Origin of the sequence: Pleomorphomonas sp. JP5, assembly GCF_023721815.1 — a bacterium.
Lineage (GTDB): Bacteria > Pseudomonadota > Alphaproteobacteria > Rhizobiales > Pleomorphomonadaceae > Pleomorphomonas.
The window spans coordinates 162002-177702 of sequence record NZ_JAMDLI010000006.1 but is presented as its reverse complement, the minus strand read 5'-3'; the positions used below and the strand labels follow the sequence as shown (position 1 = coordinate 177702).

The following is a 15701-nucleotide window of genomic DNA, read 5'->3' as shown; positions in this document are numbered from 1 at the left end:
GGGGGAGGTCAGTCGAGGGGCGCTCCGCTCAGCATTCGCAGCCGACAGGATTCCGTCTTTTGCCGGGGGAGCGCCTTAACCCTGGCGGGCCTTCCAGCGCGCGGCGAGCAGCGGGTCCCACATGGCCGCGGTGGCCGACATGACGAGATCGGCGCCCATGGCGAGGCGGTGGTCGATGTCGCCTTCCGTCATCACGCCGCCGACGCTGACGACGGCGAAGGTCGCCTTCAGGCGATCGCGGATGGCGATGAGGCGGGCGGTCATCTCGCTGGCGACGCCGGCGATGGCGGCGCCGCAGACGCCGCTCTTCAGGCGGCCGTTGCCGGGAAGGGCCTGATGGCCGGCGGCATCGACGATGGACAGCGGCACGGTGTTGATGGCCGCGACGCCGTCGATGAAGGGCAGGCAGGCCTCGATCACGGCGGCGAGGTGGTCTTCCGGCAGCGCGCCGATCTTGATGATCAGCGGCGTGTCGCCGATCCGCTCCTTGATCTTCCGGACGATTGACGCGGAGGTGCGCGCGTCGCGGAACAGCTCGCCCTCGGCGCTGGCGACGTTGGGGCAGGAGAAGTTGGCCTCGATGACGCGGGCGCCCGCCGCCTTGGCCAGCGCCGCCGTGTGGGCGAAGTCGTCCTCAAGGCCGCGCCCGTCGGCGCCGGGCGTGCCGACGATGCTGACGATCATGAGCTGGCCGGGCCGCATCGCCTCGGCGGCGCGGCCAACGTCGGCCTGCCAATCGGCTGGCGCCATGCTGGGCATGCCGAAGGAGTTGGTGATTGTCAGGCCGTCGACCGACTGCGGCGCGGGGGCGACGGTGCGGGTGGTGTGGGCGTCGGCTTCCGCCAGCATGTCGGTGGCGATGAACAGGCAGTTGGGCACGGGGTGCGAGGCGCGGGCGATGCTGCGCACCGTCTTGTAGACGGGCACGTCCCAGCCGAGCCGGGCGTAAAGCTCCACATAGGCGGCGTTGAGCAGCGGGCCGGCCGGCACGCCGATCGGGGAGGAGAGCTTGAAGCCCAGGAAGGGCCAGGTCTTCCCGGTGGTCGGCATGGCGGGGATGACGCCGGCGTAGACCGGGCCGGCGCTGAGGTTCTCCTCGTAGGATTTGCCGATGTCGTAGGTCGGAGGAAGAAGCGTCATCGCGAGGAGTTCCTGGGTTGCCGTTGCCATGAGGCCGATACCACACCGGACGCGCCGATGAAACGATCGCGGCGCCGATGAGCCATGCGTTGTTTTCTTTTTGTTCACATCCGCAAGGCTACGGTTGCGCCCAAGGGTTGGATCGCATTCAATCCACACTTGGTTTCTCGTGCGGGTGGTTTTGTCATGACGCTGCGGTCTGTCTGGAACTGGCTCCTGCTCCCGGTTGTGCTTCTGGGGCTTCTCGGCTTTGGCTCTCTTGCGGAAGCCCGTGACGGCAAGTCGGGGCCAAAACTCTACGGTGAGAGTAGTGATTGGCGCGTGTACCTGGACGAGGAGCGAGCGTCTTGTTCACTTGCTCTGAGGTTTGAGGCGGTCTACTTCCTTTTCAATTCCGTTACTGTTGGTGGGATAACGAAATATCACGTTTCCTTTGGAAGTAATGATTTTAGTCCCGAGGATGTGCTCTATAGATATGAGATCAAGAACGAGAATTCGACTTTAATGTCCATGCAGGGGCGCGGGTTCAGGGCTCCTGCGGGCATTGGGTACGTCATGGTCGGACCGTTTGATGCGGATGTGCTCGGGGCGTTTGCCAACAGCAAGACTCTCCATGTGAAGACCGACGGTATCGGCGGCGGCGATTACCGGTTGGGTAGGTTCCGCAAGGGTTTTGCTCTGCTCTACGATTGCCTGAAGGATTTGAAAGGCGGGAAGCCCTCCGCGCCCGAGGCACGCCGGATGAACTGAGCGGCCGGGCGGCGTTCTTCCGGTGATGATGTTTTCTTCTTGTTCGCATCCGCAGGGCTACGGTTGCGCCCAAGGGTTGGATCGCATTCAACTCACACTTGGCTTCGGGATGGGGCGTTCTGATCATGCCAGCGGTGCTTCTTCGTCTGCGACTTGTCGTTTTTGTTTTGTTGTATCTGCCGTTCCACGGCCTGTCGTATGGCTACAGTGCGTTGAACGGAGACTATTACGTTCCCGACAAGGATTACGACGACAAGCCCGGTTGGTCCGTCGGTGTGAACATGCCGAGAAAATCGTGTTTGACCTTCACGTTCTTCGAGGGTGACGCGATGCTCATGTTGGGTGGCGATCACAGCCGGGGCGACCTGAACTTCTTCGCGATGATGTCGGGCAAGACCTGGAAGTATGTCGGCGACAAGAAGTACGCCGTCGAAGTCTACTATGACGGCGATCTGTCGTGGGAGGGGAAAGGGTTCGGCGTCGAGGTTTCAAGCTACAAGGGCGTAACGATCGAGAATCTGACGGCGGCCGATGTCGGACGTTTCGCCCGCGGGAACGGTCTGTCGCTTGTCGTCAATGGAAAGACGCAGGCGCGCTTTTCCCTGGATGGCTCGCAAGACGCCGTTCATCGCATGCTCGCCTGCGCCTTGGAGGTCGAGGCGGGACGAGTGCCGCTTGATCCGACCCCGTCCATCATTCCCTCGCTGGATGCGCGGAACCATCCGGAAACCGCCGTCGCGCAGGCGAGCAAGCCGCCAAAGCCGGACGCCGCGCCCACCAGGCCGGAGCCGAAGCGCGAGCCGGCGCCGCAAAGGCCCGAGGAAGGGCGCGACGCGTCGTCTCAGGCGGCACGTTACGATGAGGGCGACAGCTGGACTGTGGATATCAACAAGGGCGACCGCGTTTGCGTGATTGATGTTTCTCTCGGAGAGCAAAGTCTGCTTATTCACTTCTTCGCGTCATTACCCGGCGGTCCGACATATAGTGCGACTTTTGTGGACAAGTTTCCGTCTGAGAAAGAAAAGTATTTCTATGAAATAGGTGGACGTTGGGTTTTTTCCTCGGGTGAGGCGACGGCGTTCAACTACAAGGGGAAGGGTTACTATAGAATCGATGGTCTGGCTGCCAGCTTTGTAAAGGACGTCGCTCAGACCGACGACCTGTTGGTCAGATTTGACGCTACAAGGTATGGTGAGTTCGAGGTTAAGGGCTTTCGCCGGGGACTAGGCCGGTTCAGCGACTGCGTGCGAGAATTAGGCGTCGCCTCTGCGGAGGTCCGTGAGGAGCCCGACAGCTTCTATGATGGCGGGGACGATTGGACGGTAGCTGCCGACAGAGCAAAAAGAACGTGCTCCGTCGCCCTCGATTACGGTTCAAAAGGGATAATTCTGCTTTCAAGGCCACCCAGCACCAAAGCGACCTATTACATGGCGTTTGTTCGGGAACACTGGAGTCCGGCGAAAGATGAGTATGAGCTCGAAGTCGTAAACGAGACGCAGACCACCTTTCGGGTGACGGCCAAGACCTTCAAGGACAGCAAATCCGGATATGCCGTTCTTCATCAGTTGAACCAGGACTTCGTTGACTTCCTCACGCACAGCAAGATGCTGCGGACAAAGGCAAAAGGCATCCCGCCCGAGCGCTATGATCTGAGTGGCTTCGGCCATGCGTTCGAGCGATTTTCCGACTGCCTGAAAGAGGTGAGAGGCGAGGCGCCTCGTCCCAAGGTGCGCCGGATGAACTGACCGGACGGTGCGCCGCGCATCCTGTTAGGCCGTATACCCCTATAAGGTCACGTCTTTTACCCTGAGAACCGGGCGCTAAGGTCTCCGCATCACAACAGCGGAGACTTTGCGATGCGCGTATTTCTGACGGGTGCGACCGGCTTCATCGGCTCGCATGTCGTGCCGGAGCTTCTGGCGGCCGGGCACGAGGTTCTGGGCATGACGCGGTCCGACCGGGGTGCCGAGGCGCTGAGGGCGGCGGGCGCCGCCGTCCACCATGGCGAGCTCGAGGACCTTGCCAGCATTCGGGCCGGCGCGGCCGGGGCCGACGCGGTGATCCACACCGCCTTCGACCACGACTTCAGCCGGTTCGTCGAGAACTGCGAGAAGGATCGGCGGGTGATCGGGGCGCTCGGCGAGGTGCTCAAGGGCTCCGATCGGCCCCTGATCATCACCTCCGGCGTCGGCATGGGCGAACCGGGCGGCGGCAAGCCGGCCATCGAGACGGTGTTCAACCCCGCGCATGCCAACCCGCGTATCGCCTCCGAGGAGGCCGGCAACGCGGCGCTTCAGGCCGGCGTCGACGTGCGCGTCGTGCGGTTGCCGCAGGTGCACGATGCGGTGAAGCAGGGGCTCGTCAGTCCCTATATCGTCCAGTGCCGAGAGAAGGGCGTCGCCGGCTATGTCGGGGAGGGCGCCAACCGCTGGTCGGCCTGCCATGTCGGCGACGTCGCCCGGCTTTACGGGCTGGCGCTCGACAAGGGACGGAGCGGCGAACGCTACCACGCGGTGGCGGAGGAGGGCGTCAGCGCCCGCGAGATCGCCGAGACGGTCGCCGCCGGTCTCGGCCTGCCGGCCCGCTCGATCGCCGCCGAGGAGGCCGAGGCGCATTTCGGCTGGTTCGCCCTGTTCGCAAGCTTCGATCTCAGCGCCTCCAGTCAACTGACGCGCCAGCGCCTCGGCTGGACGCCGGTCGGCCCCGGCCTGATCGAAGATCTGAAGCGGATGGACTATTCGGCGAAGGCCTGATCCGCCCCGCACGATAACTGCCGCTCCGGTACGAAGCCGGGGCGGTTCATCCGGCGGTCGGATGTACTGCGAGACACGCTCTGTCGAAAGTGCTTAGGCATTTTGTATATTTCGACCGCTTCACTAGTGAAAATTATCAATGCCACATATATCTGTTTAAGTATCAAAGATCATTTGGTTGAAGTCTTCGTGTTTTGCTATTTTCCGGGGGAAATTTAGGTTGTCGGTAACCGGAGTCATGGGAATGATAACTAGTAATTTTTGGAGGGTCCCATGACGATTGGCCGATATGTTGCGCTTGGTCTTCTGATGTGCTCCACGCTGGGGGTAAACCAGGCCCTGGCGGAGGACGAATACATGATGGCTGCCCGCGCCTATGTGGAGCAGCATGTCATGCCGTTCCTGTCCGAGGCGGTGGTGGTTGACGCGGTCAACGCCCAGAACGCCAAGTTTGCCGGATTGCAGCAGGCTGATATCGACGCGCTCGATCAGAAGTGGCGGGCCGAGGTCGAAGCCAGCGACAAGCCGATGATCGACGAGGCGCTGTCGTCGCCGCTCTCGAAGTTCCTGGTGGAACAGCGGGAAGCGTCGGAAGGCGTGATCACCGAGCTGTTCGTCACCGACGACAAGGGGCTCAACGTCGGCCAGAGCGACCCGACGTCCGATTACTGGCAGGGCGACGAAGCCAAGTGGCAGAAGTCGTTCCAGGCCGGTCCGGGCGCGGTCTTCGTGGACGAGATCGAGAAGGACGAGTCGACGCAGCAGCTGCAGACGCAGGTGAGCGCCACCATCGTCGATCCGAAGACCGGCGCGGCCATCGGCGCCGTCACGGTCGGCATCAACGTCGACGGCCTCTGAGAGGTCCCACTGGATTCCGCTGGGGCGCAAGACCGGTTGCGACTTGCGTCCCGCCCCAGAGCATTCGCTGGAGCAGCCGCTTTTCGATCAGGTTGATTCAACCTGATCGGCGGGTGCTCTGGCGGGTTTCCCATCAAGCACCGACGGGCGGCTCCCTTTCAGTGTCCGCCCAGCCGAGGCTCGACTGCGAGAGTGGCCGTGCCCGATGGCGTGCCTCGTTTCAGATGCCCAAGCCCCCGTTCCCTGCCGCGGAGATGACCATGACGCAAGCGCTTCTCAACCTTTCTCTCAAGGCCAAGATCGCCGCCATTCTCACCGCCGTGATCCTTTTGGTGGTCGCCGTCACTGCAATGGTTTCGCTACGCAGCACGTCGACGATCGTCGGCGAGGAATACTCCGATGCCCGCGTGCAGATGACGCGCCTGATCGCGGCGGCGGCTGAAGGCGGCGTCAAGTGGAAGAAGAAGGACGTGGTCGCCGAGGCCTATGCCGAGTTCGTCAACGAGCCGACGCCACCCATTCTCAGGATGCGCGTGTTCGCCGCCGACGGCACGCTGATTTCCGACTTCGCGGCGGATAACGCCGATATCGCCTATTTCGACGCCCAGGCGGACGAGATGCTGGCGGCCAGCCCCGCCGCCGGAGTGTCGCGCTCGGTCGACGGCGCGGTGCTGATCGCGACGCCGGTTGGCGCGGACAAGGCGGGCAAGCCCCTTGGACATCTCGCCGTCGCCTGGCGGACCGACACCCTGTCGCACTACATCAATGCGCTGACCGGCCAGATTTTGGCGTCCCTCCTAGGCGGCGCCGTCGCCATGATCGTCATCGTCCTGATCTTCATCGGGCGGATCGTCACGCGGCCCCTGGGCTTGCTCAAGCAGTCCATCGCCGAGCTTGCGGATGGCCGCACCGATATCGACGTTCCCTATCGCGGCCGCGCCGACGAGATCGGCCAGATCGCCTCGGCGGTGGAGGTGCTGCGCGTCGGCGTCGAGGAACGGCTTCGCCTGGAAGACGAGCAACGCCAGAGCTACGAGCAGCAACGCAGCCGCGAACAGCGCCTCCGCGACCTGTCCGATGCCTTCCGAGATGCCGCCACGCGCATGCAGGGAACCGTCGACGAGCAGATGACCGCCCTCAAGGCGACGGCGGAGGGCTTGTCGACGACCTCCAGCGATACCCGGCGCCGGGCCGAGGCCATGCGCGACAAGTCGAACTCGGCGTCGTCGAACGTGCGGTCGGTCGCCGCGGCGGCGGAGGAGCTGTCCAGCTCGATCCAGGAGATCGGCGAGCAGATCCGCAAGTCGACCGAGGCCATCGCCGAAGTGGATGCCGATGCGGCGTCCTCGTCGGGGCAGATCGGTGCGCTGAGCGATGCCGCCGACCGTATCGGCGCAGTGGTCGACCTCATCAGGGGCATCGCCGCTCAGACCAACCTTCTGGCGCTGAACGCCACCATCGAGGCGGCGCGGGCCGGCGAGGCGGGCAAGGGCTTCGCGGTCGTGGCGTCGGAGGTGAAGGATCTCGCCGGGCAGACCGCCAAGGCGACCGACGACATCGCCTCGCAGGTGGAGCAGATCCAGGCCAGCACGCGAACGGCTGTCGATGCGATCCAGGGCATCACCCACAAGATCGCCTCGGTGAGGGCGCTTTCGGACGCCATCGACGCTGCGGTGACGCAGCAGTCGCAAGCCACCGACGAGATCAGCCGGAGCATTGCGACGGCGGCCGAGGGTACGACGATGGTGGCGGGCGAGGTCGAGACCGTGGAAGCGGCTTCGGCGGAAACCGTGACCGTCGCCAACGAGGTCAACGCCACGGCCCAGACGGTGGAACGGGGCATCCGGGACTTCGGCGACATCGTCGAGGAGTATCTGGCCAACTCCGCCGCCGCCTGATCACTCTAGCTGGCGGTTTGGGGCGCCTTGCGCACCACCGCCTCGGCCCAGGCGAAAACCTGGGCCTCGTCCGGCGGCAGGTCGGCCCCGAGGCCACCGTGGAAGGCCGCCCATGCGGCGGCGTGTTCGACACGCACGCCGGCAAGAAGCGGCGTATCGGCCAGCATCGCCCGGCCGAACAGCGATCGGAAGCCGCCGCCCTCGAGCTCGCGGATGCCGAAGCGGCTGAGAATGACGAGGTCGAGGCCGGCGTCGATCTGGCGTTCGAGGCTGCCGGTGATCTCCGCCATGACCGAGGTGTCGAGCTTGCACGAGGTGGAGAGCGGGCCGAGGTTCTGCGAGATCGGCCGGATGGCGCCGCTGGCGAGGTCGGTCAGCGCCAGGCCCCTGCCACCCTCCGCCTTTCCCTGAACCACCCCGCCGACCTTGCCGCCCGCGGCCGCCACCTTGCGGGCGATGCTGGCGAGCAGTCCGTCGATATCGGTTTCCGGCGGGTAGAGGATGGCGGCGAGGATGGCCATGTCGGTGTCTTTCTCGGTGTGGAAGCGCCTTTTGCGGCAGCGTAGATCGTCCCCTCCCGCCCTGTCAAAACCCGTTCCCGGTGACGCACGGCGCGTGTCTTCCGGAGAGAGGCTTGCTGGATTGGGTCAAAAGGTTAAGCGTGGGCGGTGGCAAGTTCAGGGATTATAAACCACTCGTATAGATAGTGTCCGGAGTTATGGATTCTTGGCTGTGGCGCTTCTTTGCTCCGGAGGACGGAATGACGGCTTGGGACGATTTCAGCGGGCATACGAAAGCCTACGCCATCGATGAAACGGCCTGCGGCGACATTCGCGCCTCATGGAAGATCCTCGATCCGCACATGGAGGACATCTTCGCCGCCTTTTACAGCCGCTGGGGGCAGGAGCCGAAGCTGGCCGCCCTGGTGCGCGGGCGGATCGACCATCTCAAGTCGGCGCAGTACGACCATTGGAAGCGGCTGTTCTCGGCGCGCTTCGATCAGGAGTATTTCGACAGCGTACGGCGCGTCGGCCTCGCCCACGTGCGCATCGGGCTGGAGCCTCACTGGTACATCGCCGGCTACAACAACGTGCTGCAGCAGGTGTCGATGATCATGGGCCGTCAGGCCCGCTTCTCCGGCGCCAGGGCGGCGCGCATGATCGCCGCCGTGACCAAGGCCGCTCTGCTCGACATGGACATCGCCGTCTCCGTCTATGGCGAGACGCTGATCCACCAGATTTCCGAGCGGGAAGAGCGCGTGCGCGTGGCCATCGGCGAGTTCGACGATACGATCAACTGCATGCTCGGCAAGCTCGACCGGATGACCGCCGACCTCGGCGTCAGTTCGGGTGAGCTCGAAACGCAGGCGGCTTCGGTGACCGCGCGTTGCGACCGCATTCGCAGCTCTCAGGAAAAGGCTGGCGCCGGGGTTGCCACCACGGCCGCCGCGACCGAGGAGCTCCATGCTTCGATCGGCGAGATCGGCCGGCAGGCAGAAGCCTCGCTTACCGTTTCGTCGAAGGCGGTGGATGGGGCGCGCCAGACCGCCGCCTCGGTCAAGGGGTTGTCGGACGCCGTCGACAAGATCGGCTCGGTGGTGGAGCTGATTTCCTCCATCGCCGCCCAGACCAACCTCCTGGCCCTGAACGCCACCATCGAGGCGGCGCGGGCGGGCGAGGCCGGCAAGGGCTTCGCCGTCGTGGCGCAGGAAGTGAAGTCGCTCGCTTCGCAGACCGCGAAGGCCACCGAGGAGATCACCGGCCAGATCTCCGCCATCCAGCAGGCGACGCAGCAGTCGGTGACCGATATCGCCGGCATCACCGAGACCATCGAGGAGGTGGCGCGCATCGGCACGGCCATCGCCGCCGCCGTCGAGGAACAATCGGCGGCGACCGCCGACATCGCCAGCTCGGCCATGGGCGTGTCGCACTCGTCCGAGGAAATCGCCATCGCCATCGGCGACGTTGTGGAGGAGGGGCGGAAGACCTCCGGCTCGGCCGGACGCGTCTCGTCGATCTCCGGCGAGCTGGTCGAGCAGGCCGGCGTCCTCAAGCAGTCCGTCGCCACGTTCACGGCGAAGGTGGCGCAGAAGTAGCGCCCATGTCGTAAGGTGGTCGGCTCTCAGGCAGTGAGGCGACCATTGGATACCGTTCGTTGACGTTACCGGGCGCTCGCATATTTACGTGCTGCCGGAGGATGGCGTATCAGCGGTTGCGGGCGGCGGCGAGTGTCGGTTGCCGTCCGCCTGCCCCAGGCGTCTGATCGCTTTCTCGACTGTCGGTTTGTTTTCTGCCGCCCTGATGTCTGGCGGCAACCACGCATTCGTCGGTGCTTTCGGGGATCGTCACTCGGACTGGCCTGCCAGACTTATGTGTGGGAAACAAATGAAGCTTTTTGGTTTTGTCGTCGCGGCGATCGCGACGTTTCTTCTCGGCGCGGCTCCCTCGCTGGCCGGCGCGCGCCTCAACGCGTTTCGCGACGCCAAGACTCTGGTCTTGCAGACGCCCAGCAACTATCTCAACCCGGAGGGATGGACCAGCTTCGCCAGGGAGCGTCTGATCTCGTCCATTGACGGAACCTGGATCGAGCTGCGGGATCTCGACCTCGACGGTGACGTCGACCTTGCCAAGGCTTGTCAGGAAAAGCCCATCCGCATGCGGAAGATCGACGACTACTCCTTCTCCATGGTGATCGACTACCAGTCGCCCAAAGGGAAAATGGATTACCGCGCCGAGTACATCAATCGTCGGGGTGCCTCATACGCCATCCGAAACGACTTCCGCGCCAGATCCAAGATGCTGGGCCCCGATGCGCCCGCGGCTCAGAAGGAAATCATGGAAGCGTCGGCGGCGATGTACGCCAATCAGGACGCCATCCTTCTGCCTCTCGGGCCGGATGTCCTGCTGGAGTTTCGCGGGCAAGACGGCTTTCCCGAACTCTACGGGCGCTGCGAGTAGACGCTGTCGTCCGGCGTCGCACCCCGCAAGGTGGGGTGAGTTGGCTGGCGGCCGGTCTTGAGCGCATTGTGTTCACGCAACTCCGGACGCCAGACCGGTTCCCACTTTTGCAGGAGCTACTATAGAGCGCTGTTCGATCTGATTGAATCAGATCGGCGCCCTAAACTCTTGTTTGCAAAGCATCATCTTGTCGGTCCTCGTTTCACTCCGGTCGGATGATGCTCCAGAGCACCCGCCGATCAGGTTGAATCAACCTGATCGAAAAGCGGCTGCTCCAGCAAATGAATCTGGAGCACTCGCTGGACGACCAAATGTTTCAATTTGGTCGGCGAATGCTCTAGATCTCGTAGCCGTACTTCTTGAGGATGTCGGCGACCGCGTCCTTGTTCACGAAGCCTCTGCGGATTTCTTCAAAGACGTCCTTCACACCGCTTTCCGTGCTCTTCATCTCGCTGTAACGCGCGTCGTCCGGCGTCAGCATGATGTAGGCGTTGTCGGTGTGGCTGTAGACGAGCTTGATGTCGTCGCCATATTGCGCCTTGAGCTTGCGCTCGGCATCGACCGTGTTCATCAGCCTTTCAAGGCGAAGACGGGCGTCGGCGTCCGCTTCGTCGGTGCCGGGCGTCTTGATGTCCTTGATCGGGTCGCCGTTGCTCCAGCCGCCTGCGATGTAGAAGAAGTCGTCGCTCATGTAGGCGGAATATGCCCCGTCCTTTCGTGGCCCCAAGGCGGTCACCGACGTTTCGGTCATGCCGACATCTGTGTCTTGCAACTGCGCCTCATATCCCGATCCGGGAATGACGGAGGCCTTGTCGCCTGACATGTCCTTGAGGCTCGCGATCTGATCGGAAAGGCTGTTTATCGTGTCTGTAGATTCGGTGTTGTAGGCCGTTCTGAGCAGAGACTGGCCTTCCTGTTCGTCGAGGCTATGGCCGGATGTGATGACCGAGAGGCCGTTGATGGACGTTCTTCCGCTCCCTGCTGTCGTCGAGCTGGACTGTTCTTGCAGTCCCGCCAGGGAAGCCTGCATCAGGTCCGAAAGAAGAGAACTGGGGCGGGAAACGTTGTTGTTCGCGCCTTTCAGGTCGCCGATTGCATTCGCCTTGGTGATCTCCTCGGCGATTCCATGGGCGCGTGATGAGGACGCGCCGGTGGCAAACAGGGAGGTCAGGAGCGGCTTGGCTGCCAAGGAGGAGATTTGCATCGTCCGGTTCGCCTTTCCTGATAGGGGTCTGCGTTCGTTCAAGCAGTAAGTGTGCCAGTGACTTGTCCGGGGCTTGCGCCGTTGGCTGGCGGGCAGGACGGCGGTGTCGCCTCTTGGTGGGGGGGTAGAATCTGCCTGGTGAGGGGCAAAGATTGCCGTGTCGGACGGGGCGGGCCTGGGGTCTATGGGTGGGCCCCAGGCGGCCACTTCGACTTAACCTGCTGATCTGTTTGACATATCCCGTCGCTCCGGAGGCGTGTCCGTGTCCGCCTAGACCGAGTAGCCGTACTTGTTCATGACTTCGTTGGCCACGTCCCTGTCCATGTAGCCCTTGCGGACATCGCTGATCACGTCCTGTATTCCGCTTTCGACACTCTGCATCTCATTGTATTTTGCATCGTCTGGCGTCAGCATGATGTAGGAATTATCGACTTGGCTGTAGACGAGCTTGACGTCGTCACCATATTTCGACTGGAGTTCCTTCTCGGCGCTGACCGAATTCATCAGTCTTTCAAGGCGTAAACGCTGGTCGGCCTCGATCGCGTCGTCCGAGTTGCTTTTCTTCATCGGGTCTCCGGTGCTCCAGTCGCCCTCGATGCGGAACCAGTCGTCGGTCGTGTAGGCAGAAGTTGCCCCGAACCCCAGTGCGCTGTTCGCCTTGGCCGACGTCTCCTTCATGCCTCCCTCGATCTGGATTTCGATCACCTCGATGCCGTCACCCGCCTTGGCCAGCGTCTGGTCGTTGTCGGCGTCGGTCTCCTTGGGCACGAAGGAGGTGAGGTTGTTGCGAAGCTGATCCATATCCGAGCTGGAGACCGTTCGCAGCAACGATACGCCTTGCCGCTGATCTATGCTGTGGCCGGATGTGATGACCGAAAGTCCATTGATGACAACCGTTTCCTTTTCGTTGTCCTTTTGACTTTCCTTTTCCTGCATCTCGACCATGGATGCCTGCATTTCATCTGCGATCAGCGACGTCGGGCTCGAGACTATGTTGTCGTTTGCGCTTTCCGTGCTTGGCGCGGTCTTTGCGGCAAAGCGGGTGGAGGTGTCATCGGCCTGCGACGCCGCGCTGCCGGTTGCCGGGATGGAGGTTACGGTCGGGATGGTACCCAGAACGGGGAGTTGCATCGAACTGTTCGCCTTTCCGGTTGGAGTTGTGGGACGGTTCCCGCAACAATTGTGCCAGCTGCGCTTGAGGCGGCTGCTCAGGGAGGGCGTGGTCTGGCGTGAGGGTCATCAGGAGAGCTTGATCGCACCCATATAGTACGCTATGCGTATCGTCATGACGGATCGCGCGAAAAGAGAAGCGGCCGCGCTGATCAAAGCGGTGCTGGCCTTCGGGCGCAGGCTGCGGGCGGAGCGCGCGTCCGGGCGCGTGACGTCATCGGCGTCGAGCATGCTGAACACGCTGCACGTGCATGGACCGATGTCGGCGAAACAGCTGGCGCGGGAAGAACGGCTTCAGCCCCAGTCGCTGACCAGGATCGTCAAGCGGCTGGAGGAGGATGGGCTGATCGCCCGGACACGAAGCGACGAGGATCAGCGCGAACTGATCATCGCGCTGACATCGCAAGGCGTCGGCGCGCTGGATGCCGATTTGCTGGAGCGCGGGCAGTGGCTGGTGCAGGTGGTCTCGGAGGCCCTGGGCGACCAGGACCGGGCCCTGCTGGCCGACGTGTCGCGCATACTGCTCAAGCTCGCCTTTCACAATGTGGAGTCACTCACGCAGGGAGCGCACATGCCGGATTGGGTTCAATACGCCATCTTCTGGCACATCTATCCGCTGGGGTTTGTCGGCGCTCCGAAAGCCGCCGATCCCTCGGGGCCGGTGGAGCACCGGCTGGGCAAGATCACGGATTGGCTCGACTACGCCGTGGAGCTTGGCGTCTCGGCGATTTTGTTGGGACCGATCTTCGCCTCGTCGACGCATGGCTATGACACGGTCGACCATTTCCGCATCGATCCGCGTCTTGGCGACGAGGCCGATTTCGACCGCCTGATCGCCGCCGCCAGCAGGCGCGGCCTGCGCGTCGTGCTCGACGGCGTGTTCAATCATGTGGGGCGCGCCTTCTCCCGGTTTGTCGAGGCCGAGGCGAACGGCCCCGGCTCCGAGGCGGCGCGCTGGTTCCGTCCGCTCGGCGATGGCGGCGACTACGCCACGTTCGAGGGGCACCGGAGGCTGGTCACGCTCAACCACGACAACGACGCCGTCGCCGATTACGTTGTCGACGTGATGGGGCACTGGATGGATCGCGGCGTGGCGGGCTGGCGGCTCGACGCGGCCTACGCCACCCCGCGCGCCTTCTGGACGAAGGTGCTGCCGCGCGTGCGCCACGCCCATCCCGACGCCTATGTCTTCGGCGAGGTGATCCACGGCGACTACGCGGGCTTCGTGCGGGAAACCGGCATGGACTCGGTGACGCAATACGAACTGTGGAAGGCCGTGTGGAGCGCCCTCAACGACGCCAACTTCTTCGAGCTCACCTGGGCGCTCGACCGCAACAACGGCTTCATGGACGCCTTCGTGCCGCTGACCTTCGTCGGTAATCATGACGTGACGCGGATCGCCAGCCAGCTGGCCGATGCGCGCCATCTGCCTCACGCGCTGGTGCTGCTGTTCATGGGCGGCGGCGTGCCTTGCGTCTACTACGGCGACGAGCAGGCCTTCCGGGCGGTCAAGGGCAGCGGGGCGGGCGGTGACGATGCTCTTCGTCCGGCCTTCCCGGAGGCGCCGGCCATGCTTTCGTCCGAGGGATTGCCGGTCTACCGGCTCCATCAGGACCTGATCGGATTGCGCCGCCGCAATCCCTGGCTGGTCCGGGCCAGAAGCGAAACCTTGCATCTCGACAACAAGCACATCGTGATCAAGGTGCATGCCGACGGCAATCGCCTGATCCTGGCGCTGAACGTGTCCGACGAAGCCGTTCGCCTGCCCGCCGGTGGCGCCGACAGCCTGCTTCTGGGCAATGGCGTGCTGGAGAGGAGCCCGGAGGCCGGCGTGATCGCCTTGCCGGGGCACGGCTGGGCCGTGCTGTCGGGGTGATGGGCTGACCAGGGGGCAGCGGCAGTAATCTTCACGCGGCAAGCGGGAGGGTTTGGGCGCAATGTCAAACCCACCCGCGAGTGCGGATGCTCTGGGGCAATCCAGCCTTGCGAGGGCGACCGAGGCGTAGAGCGCTATTCGATCTGATTGAATCAGATCGGCGCTCTATGCTCTTGTTTGCGAAGCATCATCCTTTCGATCCTCGTTTCGCTCCGGTCGGATGATGCGCTAGTTGCCGTTGAAGCGATAGGTGAGGCCGAGCATCAGCGAAAAGGTGCTCAAATCGGCCTTGCTGTACATGTCGCTGACGGTTGTTGGATGTGACGCGTGCGTCACATGCGTTTTTGTGCCGACGCTGCCGAAATCGCTGTACAGAAACTGCATGTCGAACGACCAGTTCTGATCGAGTGCGTACTCGACGCCCACGCCGGCCGCTATCCCGAGTTTGGTCTTGCTGGTCGTGCTTCGGCCATGTCCCCCTAAGGTGTCGTAGTCGTCGTCGTAGGTGGTCGTGACATTCATCTCGGTCAACGCCGGCCCGATGGTCGCGTAGACCTGCCATCTGTCCTGGGCCCAGCCCAACCGGGGCCGCAGGCTTGCCATCCAGTCCGCGTCGACTTCATGCCGAATCGAGGATGTGACCGCCGCGTTGCTTTGGACCGCGAAGCTGGCGGTTTTGTCGGGGTTCAGGAATAGCGCATCGGCGTTTGCATCGAGGCCAAGCACGATGTTGCCGAACTGTTGACTGAATCCGCCTTGCAGACGGATCGCGCTGCCCCAATCGGAAATATCAACCGAACCATCCCGGGGAAACTGCGCGAAATCAGTGCTGCCGAAATAGTTGGGGGTCACCGAGCTGACGGGAGCATTCGACGTTCCGAGCGCAGCACCGATCGATCCGCCGATATGAAAACCCGACCAGTCGATGGCAGGTGCTGATTGCGCCTGTGCGGTTCCAATGCTGGCCAGACACGCCGTCAGGCCCAAAATGCAGCGCCACATCTGCCGTTTTCCCCACCCCGAAGACTTGATCTTTTAGCTCGTTAACATCTTCAAAGGGGTGTCACAAGAGTGCGGCAAACGTTTTGGTTGCAT

14 protein-coding genes are annotated in these 15701 nt (G+C 63.1%); 8 read left to right on the top strand and 6 right to left on the bottom strand.

Annotated elements, in window-relative coordinates; all coding sequences use genetic code 11:
* Window positions 1-75: 75 nt before the first annotated feature.
* A complete protein-coding gene (locus M4J40_RS06170) occupies window positions 76-1140 on the bottom strand; it encodes a hypothetical protein (protein WP_251752924.1) in 1065 nt (354 codons plus the stop codon).
* A gap of 84 nt (window positions 1141-1224) precedes the next feature.
* Between M4J40_RS06170 and M4J40_RS06165 the strand changes: the two genes are divergently transcribed.
* The 5 genes from M4J40_RS06165 to M4J40_RS06145 all read left to right on the top strand — a co-directional run bounded on the left by M4J40_RS06165 (window position 1225) and on the right by M4J40_RS06145 (window position 7399).
* Window positions 1225-1890 (top strand): hypothetical protein, encoded by a 666-nt coding sequence (locus tag M4J40_RS06165; protein ID WP_251752923.1) that lies wholly within the window; start codon window positions 1225-1227, stop codon window positions 1888-1890.
* Window positions 1891-2015: 125 nt separating this feature from the next.
* Window positions 2016-3635, top strand: a complete 1620-nt coding sequence (locus M4J40_RS06160; RefSeq protein ID WP_251752921.1) for a hypothetical protein — start codon at window positions 2016-2018, stop codon at window positions 3633-3635.
* A 111-nt stretch (window positions 3636-3746) separates the two neighbouring features.
* Window positions 3747-4643, top strand: a complete 897-nt coding sequence (locus M4J40_RS06155; RefSeq protein ID WP_251752920.1) for an SDR family oxidoreductase — start codon at window positions 3747-3749, stop codon at window positions 4641-4643.
* 273 nt (window positions 4644-4916) lie between these two features.
* Window positions 4917-5501, top strand: a complete 585-nt coding sequence (locus M4J40_RS06150; RefSeq protein ID WP_251752918.1) for a hypothetical protein — start codon at window positions 4917-4919, stop codon at window positions 5499-5501.
* A gap of 260 nt (window positions 5502-5761) precedes the next feature.
* A complete protein-coding gene (locus tag M4J40_RS06145; RefSeq protein ID WP_251752917.1) occupies window positions 5762-7399 on the top strand; it encodes a methyl-accepting chemotaxis protein in 1638 nt (545 codons plus the stop codon).
* 5 nt (window positions 7400-7404) lie between these two features.
* Here M4J40_RS06145 and M4J40_RS06140 read toward each other — a convergent pair whose 3' ends face one another.
* On the bottom strand, window positions 7405-7920 hold the full coding sequence (locus M4J40_RS06140) for a DUF2478 domain-containing protein (protein WP_251752915.1): 516 nt from the start codon (window positions 7918-7920) through the stop codon (window positions 7405-7407).
* Window positions 7921-8159: 239 nt separating this feature from the next.
* Here M4J40_RS06140 and M4J40_RS22490 point away from each other — a divergent pair, with 239 nt between their 5' ends.
* Together M4J40_RS22490 and M4J40_RS06125 are read left to right on the top strand one after the other, a co-directional pair.
* A complete protein-coding gene (locus M4J40_RS22490; RefSeq protein ID WP_311134075.1) occupies window positions 8160-9494 on the top strand; it encodes a globin-coupled sensor protein in 1335 nt (444 codons plus the stop codon).
* Between the two features lie 289 nt (window positions 9495-9783).
* The gene (locus M4J40_RS06125; protein WP_251752914.1) at window positions 9784-10356 is read left to right on the top strand and encodes a hypothetical protein; all 573 of its coding nucleotides are present in this window, start codon (window positions 9784-9786) and stop codon (window positions 10354-10356) included.
* Window positions 10357-10693: 337 nt separating this feature from the next.
* Here M4J40_RS06125 and M4J40_RS06120 read toward each other — a convergent pair whose 3' ends face one another.
* The 3 genes from M4J40_RS06120 to M4J40_RS06110 all read right to left on the bottom strand — a co-directional run bounded on the left by M4J40_RS06120 (window position 10694) and on the right by M4J40_RS06110 (window position 12961).
* Window positions 10694-11767: a hypothetical protein gene (locus tag M4J40_RS06120; RefSeq protein ID WP_251752913.1), complete on the bottom strand. Its 1074-nt coding sequence runs from the start codon at window positions 11765-11767 to the stop codon at window positions 10694-10696.
* A 63-nt stretch (window positions 11768-11830) separates the two neighbouring features.
* Complete coding sequence (locus tag M4J40_RS06115; protein ID WP_251752912.1) at window positions 11831-12691, bottom strand: hypothetical protein; 861 nt, start codon at window positions 12689-12691, stop codon at window positions 11831-11833.
* Window positions 12692-12799: 108 nt separating this feature from the next.
* Window positions 12800-12961, bottom strand: a complete 162-nt coding sequence (locus M4J40_RS06110) for a hypothetical protein (RefSeq protein ID WP_251752911.1) — start codon at window positions 12959-12961, stop codon at window positions 12800-12802.
* On the opposite strand from M4J40_RS06110, the gene M4J40_RS06105 reads away from it, so the two are divergent.
* Window positions 12960-14606 (top strand): alpha-amylase family glycosyl hydrolase, encoded by a 1647-nt coding sequence (locus tag M4J40_RS06105; protein WP_251752910.1) that lies wholly within the window; start codon window positions 12960-12962, stop codon window positions 14604-14606. The two genes, M4J40_RS06110 and M4J40_RS06105, sit on opposite strands and share 2 nt — an antisense overlap.
* A 228-nt stretch (window positions 14607-14834) precedes the next feature.
* Here the strand turns inward: M4J40_RS06105 and M4J40_RS06100 are convergent, their stop codons facing one another.
* Window positions 14835-15608 (bottom strand): outer membrane protein, encoded by a 774-nt coding sequence (locus tag M4J40_RS06100; RefSeq protein ID WP_251752909.1) that lies wholly within the window; start codon window positions 15606-15608, stop codon window positions 14835-14837.
* Between the last annotated feature and the right edge of the window lie 93 nt (window positions 15609-15701).